This window comes from Kineosporiaceae bacterium SCSIO 59966, from assembly GCA_020881835.1.
Lineage (GTDB): Bacteria > Actinomycetota > Actinomycetes > Actinomycetales > SCSIO-59966 > SCSIO-59966.
In genome coordinates, this window is sequence record CP052876.1 from 209,791 (window position 1) to 226,191 (window position 16,401).

Genomic DNA, 16,401 nt, shown 5'->3' on the forward strand with positions numbered 1-16,401 from the left:
GTGAGGAAGTAGGGTCGGCCGAGTGTACGAAGGCGTGGTCCAGGACCTGATCGACGAGCTCGGTCGGCTGCCCGGCGTCGGCCCGAAGAGCGCCCAGCGGATCGCCTTCTACCTGCTGCAGGCGGACGAGGCCGACGTCCGGCGGCTCGTGTCGGCCCTCACCGAGGTCAAGGCGCGGGTCCGGTTCTGCCAGGTCTGCGGCAACGTGGCCGAGGAGGACCTCTGCCGGGTCTGCCGGGACCCTCGCCGGGACGCGTCGGTGCTGTGCGTCGTGGAGGAGCCCAAGGACGTCGTGGCGATCGAGCGCACTCGCGAGTTCCGGGGCCGCTATCACGTGCTCGGCGGCGCGATCAGCCCGATCGAGGGCGTCGGTCCGGACGACCTGCGCATCCGCGAGCTCATGACCCGGCTCGCCTCCGGTGAGGTCACCGAGATCATCATCGCCACCGACCCGAACCTCGAGGGTGAGGCGACGGCCACGTACCTGGCCCGCACCCTCAAGCCGCTGGGGCTGCGGATCACCCGGCTCGCGTCCGGCTTGCCGGTCGGCGGCGACCTGGAGTACGCCGACGAGGTGACGCTCGGCCGGGCGTTCGAGGGCAGGAGGTTGCTGGATGCCTGACACCGACTCCGCACCCGACCCGACCGTCGGTGACGACCTCGCCGGCATCGCGGACCTGACCGCGGGCGAGGTCCGCGGCTTCCTCGACGCGGTCACCGAGGTCGCGGCCGGGAGCGCGACCGAGACCGCGCTGCCGGTGCTGCTGCTCGCCACGTCCCAGGTGCTCGTCACCGGGGCCAGGCTCGGGGCCATCGCCGACGTGCTGCCGGCCGAGCGGTTCGAGCCCGATCCCGGTCCGGACGCCGACGTCGACCCGGTGCGGACCGGCCTCGCCAACCTCCTCGAAGGTGTCGACGAGTACGCCGAGGTCCAGGACCCGATGACCCGTCCGGACGTCGAGCGGGGCAGCCTGTCCGGAGACCTCGCCGAGATCGCGCTCGCCTTGGTGCACGGCCTGCGGCACTACGAGGCGGGCCGGGTCAGCGAGGCGCTGTGGTGGTGGCAGTTCTCGTACCTGTCCGCGTGGGGCGACCGGGCCGCCTGCGCGCTCCGCGTGCTGCAGTCGCTGCTCGCCCACCTGCGGCTGGACGCCGACGAGGACGTCGTCGCGGACGCGGAGTTCGACGCCCTGCACGGGTGAGCGTGCTCCGCCGCGGCGCAGCCCGACGTCAGTCCAGGTCGACCGGCTCGGCCGGCGGCACGAACGCCCCGTCGTCCACCGTCGACGTCGAGGACACCAGCGCCAGCACGCCGCCGGTGAACTTCGCCCGGCGCAGCAGCCCGGACTCCGTCACGCAGTAGCGACCGGTCGCCTCGCCGACGACCTCCACGCACGGCGCAGTTTGGTCCGCCGGGTCCGCCGCCGAGCTGCCGACGATCCAGCCGTCGCCCCAGATGCCCGTGTCCCGAGCAGCCAGCCCTGGGACCGTCTGCGCGACGAGCCGGCCGACCCCGGGGTCCCAGGCGGCGGGTAGGTCCGCGTCGGCGTCCGCCACCGTGAGGCAGGTCCAGTCCTCGGCGTCGCCGGCGTCCTCGCCGCTGCCGGCGCACGCGACCCAGCCGGTGTCGGTGGTCAGCACGGTGGACACGAGCCCGTCGGTGACGACGTCGACCCGGAGCCGGTCGCCGTCGCGGGCCACGGCGGCAGTCGCGCGTCTCCCGTCCCGGGCCCGGACGTCGTAGTGCGCCGTCCCGGACCAGTCCGCGGCGGCCCGCAGCGCGGCCCGCCAGTCGGGCGGACTCGGTGCCGCGGCAGGGGCTGCGGTGGCCGTCGGCGCGGCGTGCGGGGTGCTGGTGGCCGCCGCCGGCACGGCGTCGAGGCCTCCTGCCCCGTCGGACCCGGCCGCGCCGCAGCCGGTGAGCAGGGCCGCGGTCACGGCGACGCCCAGACCGACCCGGACGGCGCGACGGGCGCCGGGGCGTCCGTCGTCCGGGCGGGAGACCTCCTCCACCGCGTCCACCTGCCTTCGCGTCGTCCCGGCCGGCGCCGGTGGCACCAGATCTCGGACGGCCGTCTCGTCCAACGGTCATGGGCCGGGTCCTGGCCCGACGTCGTTAGACTCGGCGCCGGACGCGGTGGCCTGAAGTCTCTGTAACGACATGGTCACCGTGGGTCACGAGTTTCACCGTCCGTCATCCGCCGCCTGCGAGGGAGCCAGCACGTGGGCCTGGTCGTGCAGAAGTACGGCGGTTCGTCCGTCGCCGACGCCGAGGGCATCAAGCGGGTCGCCAAGCGCATCGTCGAGACGAGCAAGGCCGGCAACGAGGTCGTCGTCGTCGTCTCCGCCATGGGGGACACGACTGACGAGCTCCTCGACCTGGCCGAGCAGGTCAGCCCGATCACCCAGGGCCGTGAGCTCGACATGCTGCTCACCGCGGGGGAGCGCATCTCGATGGCCCTGCTCGCGATGGCCATCCAGACCCTCGGGCACGAGGCACGGTCGTTCACCGGGAGCCAGGCCGGGGTGATCACCGACTCGGTGCACGGCAAGGCGCGGATCATCGACGTCACGCCCGGCCGGATCCGCGGAGCCCTGGACGACGGGGCGATCGCCATCGTCGCGGGGTTCCAGGGCGTCAGCCAGCAGGGCAAGGACATCACCACCTTGGGGCGTGGCGGCTCGGACACGACCGCCGTCGCGCTCGCCGCCGCGCTCGGCGCCGACGTCTGCGAGATCTACACCGACGTCGACGGCGTGTTCACCGCGGACCCGCGGATCGTCCCCACCGCGCGGCGGCTGGACACCGTCACCTACGAGGAGATGCTGGAGCTCGCCGCGTGCGGCGCCAAGGTGCTCATGCTCCGCTGCGTGGAGTACGGCCGCCGCTCCGGTGTGCCGATCCACGTCCGGTCCTCGTTCTCACCCCGACCAGGAACCCTCGTCACAGGCTCGATGGAGGAGCTCACCGTGGAGCAGGCGATCATCAGCGGCGTCGCGCACGACCGCAGCGAGGCCAAGATCACCGTCGTCGGGGTGCCCGACAAGCCGGGCAAGGCAGCCGAGATCTTCGAGGCGGTCGCCGCCGCCGGCATCAACATCGACATGATCGTGCAGAACGTCTCCGCGGCCGAGACCGGTCTGACCGACGTGTCGTTCACCCTCCCCAAGGACGAGGGCCAGAGCGCCGTGCAGGCCCTCACCCGGGTGCAGGAGTCCGTCGGGTTCGACTCGCTGCAGTACGACGACCAGATCGGCAAGGTGTCCCTCGTCGGTGCCGGGATGAGGAGCCACCCCGGCGTCTCGGCCACGTTCTTCAAGGCGCTGTCCCAGGCCGGTGTCAACATCGAGATGATCTCCACCTCGGAGATCCGGATCTCGGTGGTCACCCGGGCCGACGAGCTGGACGACGCGGTGCGCGCCATCCACTCGGCGTTCGACCTCGACTCCGACGAGGGCGAGGCCGTGGTCTACGGAGGGACGGGACGATGACCGCCACCACGTCAGACGCGCCGGCGCGCAAGCCGACGCTCGCCGTCGTCGGCGCCACGGGCGCCGTCGGCACGGTCATGCTGCAGATCCTGTCGACCCGCGAGGACGTCTGGGGGGAGATCCGGCTCGTCGCCTCAGCCCGGTCCGCCGGTCGCCGGCTACGGGTGCGCGGCGAGGAGGTCGAGGTCCGGGCGCTGGCCCCGGAGGTCTTCGACGGCGTCGACGTCGCGATGTTCGACGTGCCGGACGAGGTGTCCGCCCAGTGGGCGCCCGTCGCCGTCCAACGCGGTGTGGTCGTCGTCGACAACTCCGGCGCGTTCCGGATGGACCCGGACGTGCCGCTCGTCGTCCCGGAGGTGAACCCCGCCCAGGTGCGCAACCGCCCACGGGGGATCATCGCCAACCCCAACTGCACGACGCTGACGATGATGGACGCCCTCGGCACGCTGCACCGCGGCTGGGGGCTCACCGAGCTCGTCGTCGCCTCCTACCAGGCGGCCTCCGGCGCCGGGCAGCCCGGTATCGATCGGCTCTACGACGAGCTCGAGGTGGTGGCCGGCAACCGGTCGATCGGGCAGCGGGCGGGCGACGTCCGCGCGGCCATCCGGGAGAAGCTCGGGGAGGACCCGTCCCCGTTCCCGGCGCCGCTGGCCCTCAACGTCGTCCCGTGGGCGGGCTCGCTCAAGGACGGCGGCTGGTCCAGCGAGGAGCTCAAGGTCCGTAACGAGTCGCGCAAGATCCTCGGCATCCCCGACCTCAAGGTGTCCGCGACGTGCGTCCGGGTCCCGGTCGTCACCACGCACTCCCTGGCGGTGCACGCGACCTTCCAGAACCGGGTCAGTGTCAACGAGGCACGACAGGCGCTGATCGAGGCCCCCAGCGTCGTCCTGCTCGACGACCCGGGCGCCGGTGACTTCCCCACCCCGGCGGACGTCGTCGGCTCCGACCCGACGTGGGTGGGCCGGGTGCGCCAGGCGCTCGACTTCCCCAACACCCTGGAGCTGTTCGTCTGTGGGGACAACCTGCGCAAGGGTGCGGCCCTCAACACCGCCCAGATCGCCGAGCTGGTGGCACAGGAGATGGTCGGGTCCTGAGCCCCACCGCGCCCGCCCCACCCCTGGGCGCTAGTCACGCCACCCCTCTTCGTGATCATGCAATCCCGCCACCCCGGACCCGACGTTCATCCCCCGGTCCTGGTGCAGCAGCGGGACGGGAGAACTGGCGTGCCGACGTCCGGCGTGCCGACGTCGGTCAGGACCCGGAGCGCCCCACCGGGGTGAAGACGTCCAGGGTCGCCTGGTCGGCGGCGGCGCGACCGCGGTGCCATCCCTCGGCGTCGCTGATGCGGCCGGCGGTGCGCTGCACCATGTCGGGGAACATCTCCTCGAGCGCGTCGTCCACCGCCCGAGAGCGGGCGGCGAGGACCGGAAGCAGCGCTTCGTGGCGAGCTGTGGGGCCGCCCGTCGTGACGCCAGCGCCCGGCTCGTCCTCTCCCGCGGTTGCCGCGTCGACCTCCGCGCGGGTCGCCTCGCTCAGGCGCTCGCCGATGCGGCTGGCAAAGGCATGCAGGAACGACTGACGGAACGAGCGGGTGCGGGACTGGCCCCACGCGGTCTGCCGCGTCCCCTCGCGCTGCATCGCCCTGGTGGACTGGACCAGCAGCGAGGTGAACAGCGTCTCCACCGCGCGCAGGTCTGGCCCGAAGCCGACCACGGTCGAGAAGCCGAAGTGCTGGGACCAGACCGTGCGGCAGCGGTTGGCTTGCGCCACGGCGTCCAGGAGGACCGCCTTGGGCGTCTCGTAGGGGCGGTCGATACCGATCCGAATGCTCTGCGGCCCGGCGCGGTTGGCCTGGGCCGCGTCCAGCATGGCAGCGTCGATGCTGTGGCGGGCCATGAGCGCCTGCGCACCAGCGGTAAACGTCTCGGCCTCGGCTTCGTACGGCGTGGACTCGGCCTTGGCCAGCAGCGCCCGGACTCGGCTCAGGATCCGCTCGTCCAGGGCCGCCGCGCGCGTCGCGGTCTCTCGGGTGGCGGCGGTGGCTTCCCCGGGGCGCGGCCCGATGACCTGCAAGGGTGGCAGCCACACGATCAGGTCGAGCGCCGCCATCGCGCCTCCGCACACCTCTGCCCAACCTCCTGACGCCGAGCCGGCTCGCGCGCTGAGGTAGTCGGTGTCGGACGGCCACCACCGCTCCGCCTCAAGCTCGGCCAGCTGCGCCCACCACCGCGCGTCGACGGCGTCCGGTGCGTAGCCACCGAGCTCGTCGGCGACGGCGTCGAGGAGGACGGCGCGCTGGTGGGCCGGCGCTGCCGGGGAGCCGGCGAGGCCCCGGGCGGCCACACGATGGAGGTCGACCGGCTGCCAGCCCTCCTGCCATGCCACCGCCAGGTGCTCGCGCAGCATCGCGGTGAGCAGGCGGCATACGGCCAGGCGACCGGGCACCCCTCCGGACGCCAGCTCGGCCAACCGGCTCACCGCGGCGTCGGCAGTCAGCCGGTCGTGCCTCCATGTCCGCAGCGCCAGGTGCACCAGGTCGCGCACCTGCTCGGCGACGTGCCCGTTCCCCTGCGCCGAGGCCGCCGTCCGCCGGCCGTCGCTCTGCGCCGTGGTTCGGAAGGCGGCACCGGAGGTGCGCGCCGTTCGTGCCTTCGCCTTCGCCCGGCGGCGTTGCTGGTTGTTGCGTCCCATGTCCTGTCCTCCCGTCGACGGGCGACACGATGACACGGGGCTCGGACACCCCGGCGGATTCGGTCGTGGCGGCTGGGCCTCGCGCCTCCACCACAGATCGCGCCTCCACCACAGAACGCTGGGCTCAGCACAGCTTCACCGGCGTGTCGCGCCACCAACCCAGCACTCTGCGAGCCGGCCGGTGGCCAGTTGGTGGCGGGATTGCATGATCACGGTGAGGGTGTTCCCGATGGATCACGGGGGCGTGCAGGGTGGCGGGATTGCATGATCACCGAGGAGTGGGGTGGTACGTGGTCGGGGTGACAGGATTTGAACCTGCGGCCTCTTCGTCCCGAACGAAGCGCGCTACCAAGCTGCGCCACACCCCGGTGCGGCCCGCCTACCTTACCCCAGCGCCGACGGTGTCAGCGTCAGCAGGGTGGCCTCCGGAGGGCACGCGAAGCGCACCGGCGTGAACGGCGAGGTGCCGACGCCGGCGCTCACGTGCAGCCAGGAGCGTCGCCGCCGGTAGGTCCACTGGTGCAGGCCGCTGGCGTACCGCGCGGGCAGGTCGCAGTTCGTCACCAGCGCGCCGTGACCGGGGACGGCGAGCTGACCGCCGTGGGTGTGACCGGCCAGTACGAGGTCGACCCCGTCGGCGGTCATCGCGTCGAGGACCCGGCGGTAGGGCGCGTGAGCGACCCCGATCGTCACCGTGGCGGCCGCGTCGGCCGGGGCGCCCACGTCGAGGTAGCGGTCGCGGCCCAGGTGCGGGTCGTCGACCCCGACGACGTCGATCCGGTGCCCGCGCGCCGTCAGCGACGTCCGGGCGTTGTCGACGTCGACCCAGCCGTGCCGGGTCAGTCCGGCGACGAGCTCCTCGGTCGGCAGCCGGCGCCGCGGACCGACGACGGCCGACGGACCGGCCAGGTAGGCGGCAGGGTTCCGCAGCCGGGGGGCGAAGTAGTCGTTCGAGCCGAGGACGAGCACCCCTGGCCGGCGCAGCAGCGGGTCGAGGGCCTCCAGCAGCGGGCCGATCGCGTCCGCCGCGGAGATGTTGTCCCCGGTGTCCACGACAAGGTCCGGCTCCAGCGCCGCCAACGAGCGCAGCCATTGGCGCCGCCGCCGGTGACGGGGCAGCAGGTGGACGTCGGACAGGTGCAGCACCCGCAGCGGCTCGGCGCCGGGTGGCAGCACCGGGACGTCGACCCGGCGCAGCCGGTAGGACTCCGCCTCCCACCGTGCGTAGGCGAGGCCCGCGGCGCCGGCGAGCGCGGCGAGCCGGAGCGCGACTCCAGCGGCAGGACGGGGCACGCGGTCATCCTCCCGTGCTGGGAGACTGCTCGTCATGTCGACCCCCGTGCTGAAGAACCGGTTGCAGTCCGACCTCACCGACGCGATCCGCGCCCGGGACCAGGTGCGGTCGGCCACCCTGCGGCTGGCGCTGACCGCGGTGAAGTCCCAGGAGGTCGCGGGCTCCTCGGCCCGTGAGCTGTCAGACGACGAGGTCCTCGCCGTCCTGCGCACCGAGGTGAAGAAGCGGCGCGAGGCCGCCGAGGCGTTCGCGGCCGCCGGCCGCCCCGACCGGGCCGAGCGCGAGCGCGCTGAGCAGGAGGTGCTGGAGAGCTACCTGCCGGCCCAGCTGACCGACGACGAGCTCGCCGGTCTCGTCGCCGAGGCGGTGGCAGAGGCGGCGGCGTCCGGGCAGACCGGGACCGCGGCCATGGGCCGGGTGATGGGGCTCGTCCGGGCACGCACCGGGCAGCGTGCCGAGGGTGGTCGGGTGGCAGCCGAGGTCCGTCGCCAGCTCCAGGGCTGAACCTCCTCAGGCTCCACGGTCCGCCCCCGCGGCTCAGCCGTTCGACTCGTCCTCACCCGGCGGGTCGAGTCCCGGCGGGCCGTCCCCACCCTGCCCAGGCGGCACGGGCGGGTCCGGCTCCGGTGCAGGTTCCGGTTGTGGTTCCGGTTGTGGTTCCGGTTCTGGTTCCGGCTCGGGCTCCGGAGCCGGCTGCGGAGCGGGGGCCGGAGCCGGGGCCGGCTGTGGCTCGGGCTCCGGCTGGAGGGACGGCGGTGGAGCGGGCTGACGGACCAGCCGGCTCGGCGGCCGTGGGAAGTCCTCCTCGGGGAGGCCCTCCATCGCCTGGGACATGTACTCCTGCCAGATCGGCGCGGCGATCGTCCCGCCGTAGACCCGGCTGTAGGTCTGCCCGCCGATGGTGAGCCCGTTGAGGCTGTCGGGCGTGACGTCGGGCGTCCCGACCCAGACCGCGGTGGCCAGCTGGCGGGTGAAGCCGACGAACCAGGTCTCCCAGCTGTTGTTCGTCGTCCCGGTCTTCCCGGCGGCGGGCCAGTCGATGTCGTTGCCTCGCGCGGTCCCACGCTCGAGGGTGTTGGTCAGGGTGTGGGCGACCGTGTTCGCGATTCCCGGGTCGATCGCCTGGCGGCACTCCGGCTCCTGCCCGCCGATGACCTCGCCCGTCGAGTTGGTCACCTCGGTGATGGCGACGGGCTTGCACCACGTGCCGCTGTTGGCGAAGGCGGCGTAGGCGCTCGCCATGGTCAGCGGGGCGATCTCGAAGGCGCCGAGGACGGACGACGGGTCCGAGCCGACGTCCCCGCCGTCGGTCCGGTGGACGTCGAGGGCCTGCGCCGTGGCCTGGATGTCGCACAGGTCCAGCTGGAGCGCCATCTCGGTGTAGGCCGTGTTGACCGAGCGGTAGGTGGCCTCCTCCACCGACATCTCGAAGCCACCCTGGCCCTCGCTGTTGCGGGGCTGCCACTCCTCGGAGACGACCCGGTCCACGCAGGTCCGGGTGAAGTCCTGGACGTCGTAGGTGGGGCGAGCGGGGGCGTAGACCCGGTCGTAGACGCTTCTGCCGTCCTTGAGCCAGGTGGCGAGGGTGAACGGCTTGTACGTGGAGCCGACCTGGAAGCCGTTCGGGGGTCCGCCCATCGCGGAGTCGACGGCGTAGTTGTACGCCGTTCCCTCTGGTCCGGCCTCCTCGCGGGGGTCGAAGACCCGGTTCTGCGCCATCGCCACGATGTAGCCGGTGCCCGGCTGGACCGTCACGAGCGCGGCACCTGCCTCGTCGTCGGGCGCCACGTGGTTCTTCACTGCAGCGTCGGCGAGCGTCTGCTTGGTCTTGTCCAGCGTCGTCCGGATCGTCAGCCCGCCCCGGTAGAGCAGCTCTTGGCGGTCCTCGGCTGTCTCACCGAACGCCGGGTCCTGGAGCACGGTGTGGATGACGTACTCGCAGAAGAACGCGGCACTTCCGGCACCGGCGCACCCGTTGCGGGTCTCCTGGACGTTGAGGTAGGCGTCCAGGGGAGTGGCCACGGCCTCGTCGTAGGCGGCTCGGTCGATGAGGTCCTCCTCGAGCATCCGCAGCAGCACGACGTCGCGCCGCGCCTGGGCGCGCTCAGGGTGGCGGATCGGGTCGTAGAACGTCGGGCGCTGGATCATCCCGGCGAGCGTCGCTGCCTCGACCAGCGTGAGGTCCGCGGGGCTCTTGCCGAAGAAGTGCTGCGCCGCCGTGGCCACGCCGTACTGGCCGTCACCGAACAGTGCGATGTTGAGGTAGTTCTCGAGGATCTGGTCCTTGGTCAACCGCTGCTCCGCCGAGATCGCCAGCTTGATCTCACGGATCTTGCGGCCGTAGTCGTCGCCCACCACCGCGGCGTACGCCTCCCGGCCGCCCTCGCGCAGGGCAGCATCGGCGAGGACGTTCTTGATCCACTGCTGGGTCAGCGTCGACGCACCCTGGGTGTCGCCCCCGGTGACGTTGTTGACGCCGGCGCGGGCGATGCCCCGCAGGTCGACGCCGTTGTGGTCGTAGAACCGGGCGTCCTCGATGGCGATGACCGCCTGGCGCATGACCGGCGCGACCGACGACAGCGGGACGACGATCCGGTTCTGGTCGTAGAACGTGGCCATCTGGCTGCCGTCGGCCCACAGGATGCGGGACTGCTGCGACAGCGGCTGCGGCTCGAGCTCCTCGGGCAGCGAGTCGAAGAAGTCCACCGAGTTGCGGGCCACGGTCCCGGTGGCGCCCACCGCCGGCATGAACAGTCCGGCGACGAGGACACCACCCACAACGCTGGCGGTGACGAACGCGGTGAGCAGCGCGACCAGCTTGCCCGCCGGGCCGACGGGGGATCCACCCATGCGGACCAGCGTACGTGCTGGTCCAGCCGTCAGCCCGTGGCGCCGCGGCCCTGCTGGCGCCCGCGCCAGGCCACCGTCGTGCCGCGCTGTGCCGGTGCGGTACCCCAGGGCGGTAGTGCAGATGGGTCAGGCCAGGGTGGTCCCATCGGGTGGTTACGCACTGTCGCGGTCGCGGCCTAGCGTCGGTCCCGCAGTAGACCGTCAGTGATGATGCGCCGGCGGCGACGCTGCCACTCAGGGGGTGGGCTAGCACATGAGGACTGACCAGGAACCAGAACCGGGCGACGTGAGGGCCGGTGACACCGAGCCCTGTGACGTCGAGCCCGGTGACACCGAGCCCGGTGACACCGAGCCCGGTGACGTCGAGCCCGGTGACTCCGAGGCCGGTGACGTCGTCGGCCGCAGCGTCGGCCAGTGGGCCCTGCTGGGCTCATGCCGGAGCAGCGACCCGGATGCGCTGTTCGTGCAGGGCGCCGCGCAGAACCGGGCCAAGGCCGTGTGCCTCGGCTGCCCGGTGCGCACGGAGTGCCTCGCCGACGCGCTTGACCACCGGATCGAGTTCGGGGTGTGGGGCGGGATGACCGAACGTGAGCGGCGGGCGCTGCTCAAGCGGCGACCCAACGTGCGGTCCTGGCGACGGCTGCTCGAAGCAGCCCGCGAGGAGCACGTGCGGCTGGGGACCAGCGTCTCTGCGTGAGATCAGCCGGAGCCGAGGTCGGCGCCGACCGACCGTAGGCCGTCGAGGTCGTGCACGTCCTGCGCGCGCACCGGCACCTCGACCACCGGCAGGTCCGGGTGAGCGCCGTACATCCTCGCCGCGAGCTGCTGCTCGCCGTCGCGTCGTCGCATCCGGTCGGCGTGCAGGCGCAGGAGCCCAGCGGTCAGCGGGTGGACGCCGTCCTCCTCGAGCTGCTCGGCCGCGGCCAGGCTGCGTTCGCTCGTCAGGTCGTCGATGACCGAGGTGTGCACCCGGTTGAGCACGAGCCCGGCTAGCGGCATGCCCTCCTGCTCCAGGCGCTCGACGAAGTACGACGCCTCCCGTAGGGCGTCGGGGTCCGGGCCGGCGACGACGACGAACCACGTGCCCTCACCCTGGAGCAGCTCGTAGGTGTGCTCGGCGCGCTGCCGGAAGCCACCGAAGATGGTGTCGAGGGCGGCGACGAAGGTCTGGACGTCGTGCAGCACCTGCGCGCCGAGCAGCCGGCTCATCACCCCGGCCACGCCGCCGACGGCGGCGGAGAACACCTTGAGGTAGGCGCGCCCGCCCGCTCGGGCGGGCGCCATGAGCACGCGGATGAACCGTCCGTCGAGGAAGGACGCCAGCCGCTTCGGCGCGTCGAGGAAGTCCAGTGCCGAGCGGCTCGGCGGGGTGTCCACGACGATGAGGTCCCAGGGCCGTTCACCGGCCGTGGCCTCCGCGCGCAGCTGGCTGAGCTTCTCCATCGCCATGTACTCCTGGGTGCCGGAGAACGACGACGACATCGCCTCGTAGAAGGGGTTGGCGCGGATCTCGGCGGCCTTCTGGGGTGTCGCGGCCGACTCGACCAGGTCGTCGAACGTCCGCTTCATGTCCAGCATCATCGCGTCGAGAGACCCACCGGCCGACCCGTCGACCCCGCTCACCGGGCGCGGGGTGTTGTCTAGCTCGGTCAGACCCATCGACTGGGCCAGTCGACGAGCCGGGTCGATGGTCAGCACGACGGCACGGCGGCCCCGCTCAGCGGCGCGCAGGGCCAGTGCGGCGGCGGTCGTCGTCTTGCCGACTCCCCCTGAGCCGGTGCACACGATGATGGCCGTCCGCGGGTCGTCGAGCAGGACGTCGAGGTCGAGCCGGTTCACGCCATCCCCTGCGCGCACATCTGCTCGGCGAGCCGGTACAGCACCCCGAGGTCCACCCCCTGCGGGACGAACGGAAGCTCGTAGACCGGTCGGTCCAGGTCGTCGAGCTCGCCGCGCTCCTGCTCCTGCAGCGCCACCCGGGCGGCGTGCTCGGCCGCCTCGGCGACGAGCCCGTCGGCGAGCCGGCCGGCCCGGGGGCCGTCGACGTCCGCGGCCCGCACGATCCCCGAGGCCACCAGGCCCTGCCGGATCTCGTCGGTCCGCAGCGCCCCACGCGCGGCGGCGTCCAGGTCCTGGGGGGACAGCACCCGGTCCCGGACCTGGTTGACCACGATCCCGCCGACCGGCAGGTCCGCCGCACGCAGCTCGTCGACCGCGTCCACCGTCTCCTGCACGGGCATCTCCTCGAGGAGGGTGACGACGTGGACGACGGTCTGCGGGGACCGCAGCACGGTCATGATCGAGTCTGCCTGGTTGCGGATCGGGCCGACCTTGGTGATCCCGGCGACCTCACTGTTGACGTTGAGGAACTTCGCGATCCGACCGGTGGGCGGCGCGTCGAGGACGACCGCGTCGTACACCGCGCCCTCGCGGCGGCGTACCGCCTCGTAGACCTTCCCCGTGAGCAGGACGTCCCGCAGCCCGGGGGCGACCGTCGTGGCGAAGTCGACGGCGCCCACCTTGTCGAGCACCCGACCGGCCCGGCCGAGCCTGTAGAACATCTCGAGGTACTCCATCAGCGCCGCGCGGGGCTCGACCGCGAGGGCGTAGACGTCGCCACCACCGGGGCCCACGGCGACCTTGCGCTCCTCGTAGGGCAGCGGCGGGACGTCGAACAACCGGGCGATCCCCTGGCGGCCCTCGACCTCGCACAGCAGCGTCCGTCGGCCGTCCCGAGCCAGCGCCAGGGCCAGTGCTCCGGCGACCGTCGTCTTGCCGGTGCCGCCCTTGCCGGTGACGACGTGCAGGCGCACGCCCTCCCAGTCGCTGTCGTGAGCTGCCACTCAGGCGAGCGTAGTCGCGCCCCCGGACGCCTGCTCGGCGGCCGCCAGAACGCGGGGCCACGCTGCGGACCGGGGGTCGATGAGCGCGAAGTGGCCGGTGCCGGGCAGCACGTCCACGGTGACCGCCGGGTGCGCCCGGGCGTAGTCGGTGGACTGCGTCACCGGGACGCGGTCGTCGGCGGCGCCGTGCACGAGCACGACGGGCAGCCGCGGTGATGGCAGCCGCGCCGGGTCCAGCCCGGGGTGCTCTGCAGCCGGACCGCCGAGGAACGCCCGGACGGCGCCCCCGTCGAGGTCGTCGCGCTCGGCGGCGACCAGGTCGGTGACCGGCGCCAGGGCGACGACGCCGGTGGCCAGGCCCGGGCGCTGCGCGCCGAGTAGCACGAGGTGGCCGCCGGCGGAGTGGCCGACGAGCACGGTGCGCCCCGGGTCCACCCGTCCGGGGGCGGCGGCGGCCGCGAGCCGGGGTGCGGCCGCCATCGCCCGCAGCGCGTCGTCGACGAGCTGGTCCCGCTCTCCGCGGCGGTACTCCACGGTGGCGACCACCCAGCCGGCGTCAGCCAGCCCCGCGGACTGGGCGGCCGCGTGCGTGCGGTCGAAGTCGGGGCGCCAGAAGCCGCCGTGGACGACGACGGCGAGCGGGGCGGGCGCGGTGTCCGCCGGCAGCCGCAGGTCGATCACCTGCTGCGGGTCGTCGCCGTAGCGCAGCACCGCATCGGGCCGGCGGGCCGGGCGGCTCAGGACGGACCGGTCCTGCGAGGTCACCGGCCGACGGTAGCCTGCCCTGCCATGGCGAAGTGGGAGTACGCGACGGTGCCGCTCATCGTGCACGCGACCAAGCAGATCCTCGACCAGTGGGGGGAGGACGGCTGGGAGCTCGTGCAGGTGGTCCCCGGCCCCGACGGCAGCGGCCTGGTGGCCTACCTCAAGCGGGAGAGGTCCTGAGGTGGGGCGTGTGGACGACCGGCTCGCCGAGCTCGGTCTGACCCTGCCGGACGTCGTCCCGCCCGTGGCCGCCTACGTGCCGGCGGTGACCAGCGGGTCGCTGGTCCTCACCTCCGGGCAGCTGCCGATGGTCGACGGCGTGCTGCCGGTGACCGGCAAGGTCGGCGAGGGGAACGGTCTCGTCCCTCCGGAGCGGGCCAAGGAGCTCGCCGCGACCTGTGCGCTCAACGCGCTGGCTGCGGTGCGCAGCCAGGTCGGTGACCTGGACCGGATCCGAGTGGTCAAGGTCGTCGGCTTCGTTGCCAGCGACCCCTCGTTCACCGGTCAGCCGGGGGTGGTGAACGGGGCCTCCGAGCTGCTCGGCGAGGTGCTCGGTGCGGACGGTGCGCACGCCCGCAGCGCCGTCGGCGTGGCGGTGCTGCCCCTCGACGCGCCCGTCGAGGTCGAGATCATGGTCGAGGTGCGGTAACGGCGGTCGCCGCCCGCCCGACGTCCCCGAGGCCCAGCCGGCGGGCCAGCACGTCCGCGAACGCCGTCGCGGCGAGCTGGACCGCCAGCCCCGTCGCCTCCTGCCGGGTGCCGCCGTCGAGGTGGGCGGTGAGCTCGTCGACCAGCCGGCTCAGGTCGTCGGCGACGTGGGCCGCCGCCCGGCCGGCGAGGAGCGCCACCCGGGTGCTCGCGACGAGGTCGACGTCGCGGGCGAGCAGCGCGCTGACGAGCCCGAGCGCGGCGGCGTTCGCCAGCCGGCACTCGCCGTCCCGGACGACGATGCCGGTCGACTCCAGCGCCTCCAGCAGCTGCGGGGCCACCTCGTGGAGCTGCTCGACGTTGTCGGGCAGCAGCGGGACGAGCCCGTCCCGGCCCCACGAGGCGAGGAGTCGCTCCCGGGACAGCCGGGCGAGGGTCTCCTCCGCCTCGCCTCGCTCCAGCAGCTCCCCGATCACCCTGAGGGACAGCCCGCTGCGGTGCAGGGACCGGATCAGCCGCAGCCGGGCCACGTGCTCCGGCCCGTAGCGCAGCCGACGCCCCTCCCGTGTCGGTGGCGGCAGCAGTCCCCGGGCGCGGTAGGCGCGGACGTTGCGCGCCGTCATCCCCGTGGAGACCGCCAGGTCCTCGAGCGTGAGCTCACGGCGACCGATCACCCCCGTGCGTCCCTTCTCCTCACCGCCGACGTCCCCCGGACGCCGGCTGCGGTCCGTGCCCTTGTCGTGCTTGTGCTGGTTGTCCTTGTGCGTGGTTGTCGGGTCTGTGCGTGGTTGTCGGGCTGGTACCGCATCGTCGCCGACCGTTATCGTCGGCGCTCGTCGTCACCGTACCGGCGGGGTCCGACAACCGACCGTCACCGCGCTCGCGACGTCGCGCCGGTTCCGTGGTCCGGTCCAGCCCTTAGGCTGGTGAGATGCTGCGCGAGTTCCCGCTGCCCGATCCTCTGGCCGGCCCGGCCGGCCGCTGGCTGGACGGTGCCGCTGAGGTCGCCCCACCGCGGCGGGCCGCGACCGTCGTCCTGGTCCGGGACACCGACGCCGGCATCGAGGTGTTCCTCCTGCGGCGTCACCTCACGATGGCCTTCGCCGGCGGGATGCACGTCTTCCCCGGAGGCGGGGTGGACCCGCGCGACAGTGGCGACGACGTGCCGTGGGCCGGGCCGGACGTCGACACCTGGGGGCGTGAGCTCGGCACCCACCCGGAGGCCGCCCGGGGGTTCGTCAGCGCCGCGGTCCGTGAGACGTTCGAGGAGTGCGGCGTGCTGCTCGCCGGGCCCGGTCCTGCCGCCCCACTGTGCGAGCCGGTCGGCGACGACTGGGAGGACGAGCGGCGCCGGCTCGTCTCCCGGGAGCGTGCGCTCAGCCAGGTGCTGCGCGACCGGGGGCTCGTGCTGCGCTCGGACCTGCTGCGGCCGTGGGCGCACTGGACCACGCCGGAGTTCGAGCCGCGGCGCTACGACACCCGCTTCCTGCTGGCGCGACTGCCTGTGGGGCAGGACGCGCGGCACGTCGAGGAGGGGGAGGCGACCGAGTCCGGCTGGTGGCGGCCGGTCGACGTCCTGGACCGCTACGTGCGTGGTGAGGTGCTGATGCTGCCGCCGACCCTCGTCACCCTCGAGGAGCTCGCGGCGGCACCGGACACGGCCACGCTCTGGGCCGCTCCGCGGGTGGTGCGTGAGGTGCTGCCGTGGCTGGACCGCCGCGACGGACGGCCCGTCCTGGTCGCCGACCTGCCGGTCGCGCCGTGAGCGGACCAGGCCTGCCGGGGCGGGCCCCGGACGAGAGCCGGTGGCGGGGTGGC

The 16,401-nt window shown here is 73.3% G+C and carries 17 protein-coding genes and 1 tRNA gene; 9 read left to right on the forward strand and 9 right to left on the reverse strand.

Annotation, left to right across the window (positions count from 1 at the left end):
• Positions 1–22: 22 nt before the first annotated feature.
• Positions 23–622: a recombination protein RecR gene (recR, locus tag HJG43_01025; protein ID UER53376.1), complete on the forward strand. Its 600-nt coding sequence runs from the start codon at positions 23–25 to the stop codon at positions 620–622.
• Positions 615–1,202, forward strand: coding sequence for a DUF5063 domain-containing protein (locus HJG43_01030; GenBank protein ID UER53377.1), 588 nt, complete (start codon positions 615–617; stop codon positions 1,200–1,202). Before recR ends, HJG43_01030 begins: the two co-directional genes overlap by 8 nt.
• Before the next feature lie 28 nt (positions 1,203–1,230).
• On the opposite strand, the gene HJG43_01035 is transcribed toward HJG43_01030, so the two are convergent.
• Positions 1,231–2,013 (reverse strand): hypothetical protein, encoded by a 783-nt coding sequence (locus HJG43_01035; protein UER53378.1) that lies wholly within the window; start codon positions 2,011–2,013, stop codon positions 1,231–1,233.
• 210 nt (positions 2,014–2,223) lie between these two features.
• Between HJG43_01035 and HJG43_01040 the strand changes: the two genes are divergently transcribed.
• Positions 2,224–3,492, forward strand: coding sequence for an aspartate kinase (locus tag HJG43_01040; protein ID UER53379.1), 1,269 nt, complete (start codon positions 2,224–2,226; stop codon positions 3,490–3,492).
• A complete protein-coding gene (locus tag HJG43_01045) occupies positions 3,489–4,586 on the forward strand; it encodes an aspartate-semialdehyde dehydrogenase (protein UER53380.1) in 1,098 nt (365 codons plus the stop codon). The genes HJG43_01040 and HJG43_01045 overlap by 4 nt, the downstream gene beginning before the upstream one ends.
• Positions 4,587–4,743: 157 nt before the next feature.
• Here HJG43_01045 and HJG43_01050 read toward each other — a convergent pair whose 3' ends face one another.
• The 3 genes from HJG43_01050 to HJG43_01060 all read right to left on the reverse strand — a co-directional run bounded on the left by HJG43_01050 (position 4,744) and on the right by HJG43_01060 (position 7,512).
• Positions 4,744–6,183: a DUF2786 domain-containing protein gene (locus HJG43_01050; GenBank protein UER53381.1), complete on the reverse strand. Its 1,440-nt coding sequence runs from the start codon at positions 6,181–6,183 to the stop codon at positions 4,744–4,746.
• Positions 6,184–6,474: 291 nt separating this feature from the next.
• Positions 6,475–6,551: transfer RNA gene (locus HJG43_01055), tRNA-Pro, on the reverse strand.
• 16 nt (positions 6,552–6,567) lie between these two features.
• A complete protein-coding gene (locus HJG43_01060) occupies positions 6,568–7,512 on the reverse strand; it encodes a metallophosphoesterase (protein UER53382.1) in 945 nt (314 codons plus the stop codon).
• Between HJG43_01060 and HJG43_01065 the strand changes: the two genes are divergently transcribed.
• Positions 7,511–7,981 carry a GatB/YqeY domain-containing protein gene (locus HJG43_01065; protein UER53383.1) on the forward strand — a complete coding sequence of 157 codons (471 nt, stop codon included), beginning with the start codon at positions 7,511–7,513 and terminating at the stop codon, positions 7,979–7,981. The genes HJG43_01060 and HJG43_01065 overlap by 2 nt on opposite strands.
• Positions 7,982–8,014: 33 nt before the next feature.
• Here the strand turns inward: HJG43_01065 and HJG43_01070 are convergent, their stop codons facing one another.
• On the reverse strand, positions 8,015–10,327 hold the full coding sequence (locus HJG43_01070) for a penicillin-binding protein (GenBank protein ID UER53384.1): 2,313 nt from the start codon (positions 10,325–10,327) through the stop codon (positions 8,015–8,017).
• Positions 10,328–10,580: 253 nt separating this feature from the next.
• Between HJG43_01070 and HJG43_01075 the strand changes: the two genes are divergently transcribed.
• A complete protein-coding gene (locus HJG43_01075; protein ID UER53385.1) occupies positions 10,581–11,024 on the forward strand; it encodes a WhiB family transcriptional regulator in 444 nt (147 codons plus the stop codon).
• A 2-nt stretch (positions 11,025–11,026) separates the two neighbouring features.
• On the opposite strand, the gene HJG43_01080 is transcribed toward HJG43_01075, so the two are convergent.
• From HJG43_01080 to HJG43_01090, 3 genes are read right to left on the reverse strand one after another with little or no spacing between them, the layout of a single operon-like run.
• On the reverse strand, positions 11,027–12,184 hold the full coding sequence (locus HJG43_01080; GenBank protein UER53386.1) for an ArsA family ATPase: 1,158 nt from the start codon (positions 12,182–12,184) through the stop codon (positions 11,027–11,029).
• Positions 12,163–13,170 (reverse strand): ATPase, encoded by a 1,008-nt coding sequence (locus HJG43_01085; protein UER53387.1) that lies wholly within the window; start codon positions 13,168–13,170, stop codon positions 12,163–12,165. The genes HJG43_01080 and HJG43_01085 overlap by 22 nt, the downstream gene beginning before the upstream one ends.
• A complete protein-coding gene (locus tag HJG43_01090) occupies positions 13,171–13,935 on the reverse strand; it encodes a prolyl oligopeptidase family serine peptidase (GenBank protein UER53388.1) in 765 nt (254 codons plus the stop codon).
• Between the two features lie 24 nt (positions 13,936–13,959).
• On the opposite strand from HJG43_01090, the gene HJG43_01095 reads away from it, so the two are divergent.
• Positions 13,960–14,115, forward strand: a complete 156-nt coding sequence (locus HJG43_01095; GenBank protein UER53389.1) for a DUF4177 domain-containing protein — start codon at positions 13,960–13,962, stop codon at positions 14,113–14,115.
• Between the two features lies 1 nt (position 14,116).
• Positions 14,117–14,584 carry a RidA family protein gene (locus HJG43_01100; protein UER53390.1) on the forward strand — a complete coding sequence of 156 codons (468 nt, stop codon included), beginning with the start codon at positions 14,117–14,119 and terminating at the stop codon, positions 14,582–14,584.
• Here the strand turns inward: HJG43_01100 and HJG43_01105 are convergent.
• Positions 14,565–15,257 (reverse strand): MerR family transcriptional regulator, encoded by a 693-nt coding sequence (locus HJG43_01105; GenBank protein ID UER53391.1) that lies wholly within the window; start codon positions 15,255–15,257, stop codon positions 14,565–14,567. The genes HJG43_01100 and HJG43_01105 overlap by 20 nt on opposite strands.
• A 311-nt stretch (positions 15,258–15,568) precedes the next feature.
• On the opposite strand from HJG43_01105, the gene HJG43_01110 reads away from it, so the two are divergent.
• Positions 15,569–16,348: an NUDIX domain-containing protein gene (locus HJG43_01110; protein ID UER55588.1), complete on the forward strand. Its 780-nt coding sequence runs from the start codon at positions 15,569–15,571 to the stop codon at positions 16,346–16,348.
• Positions 16,349–16,401: the final 53 nt, after the last annotated feature.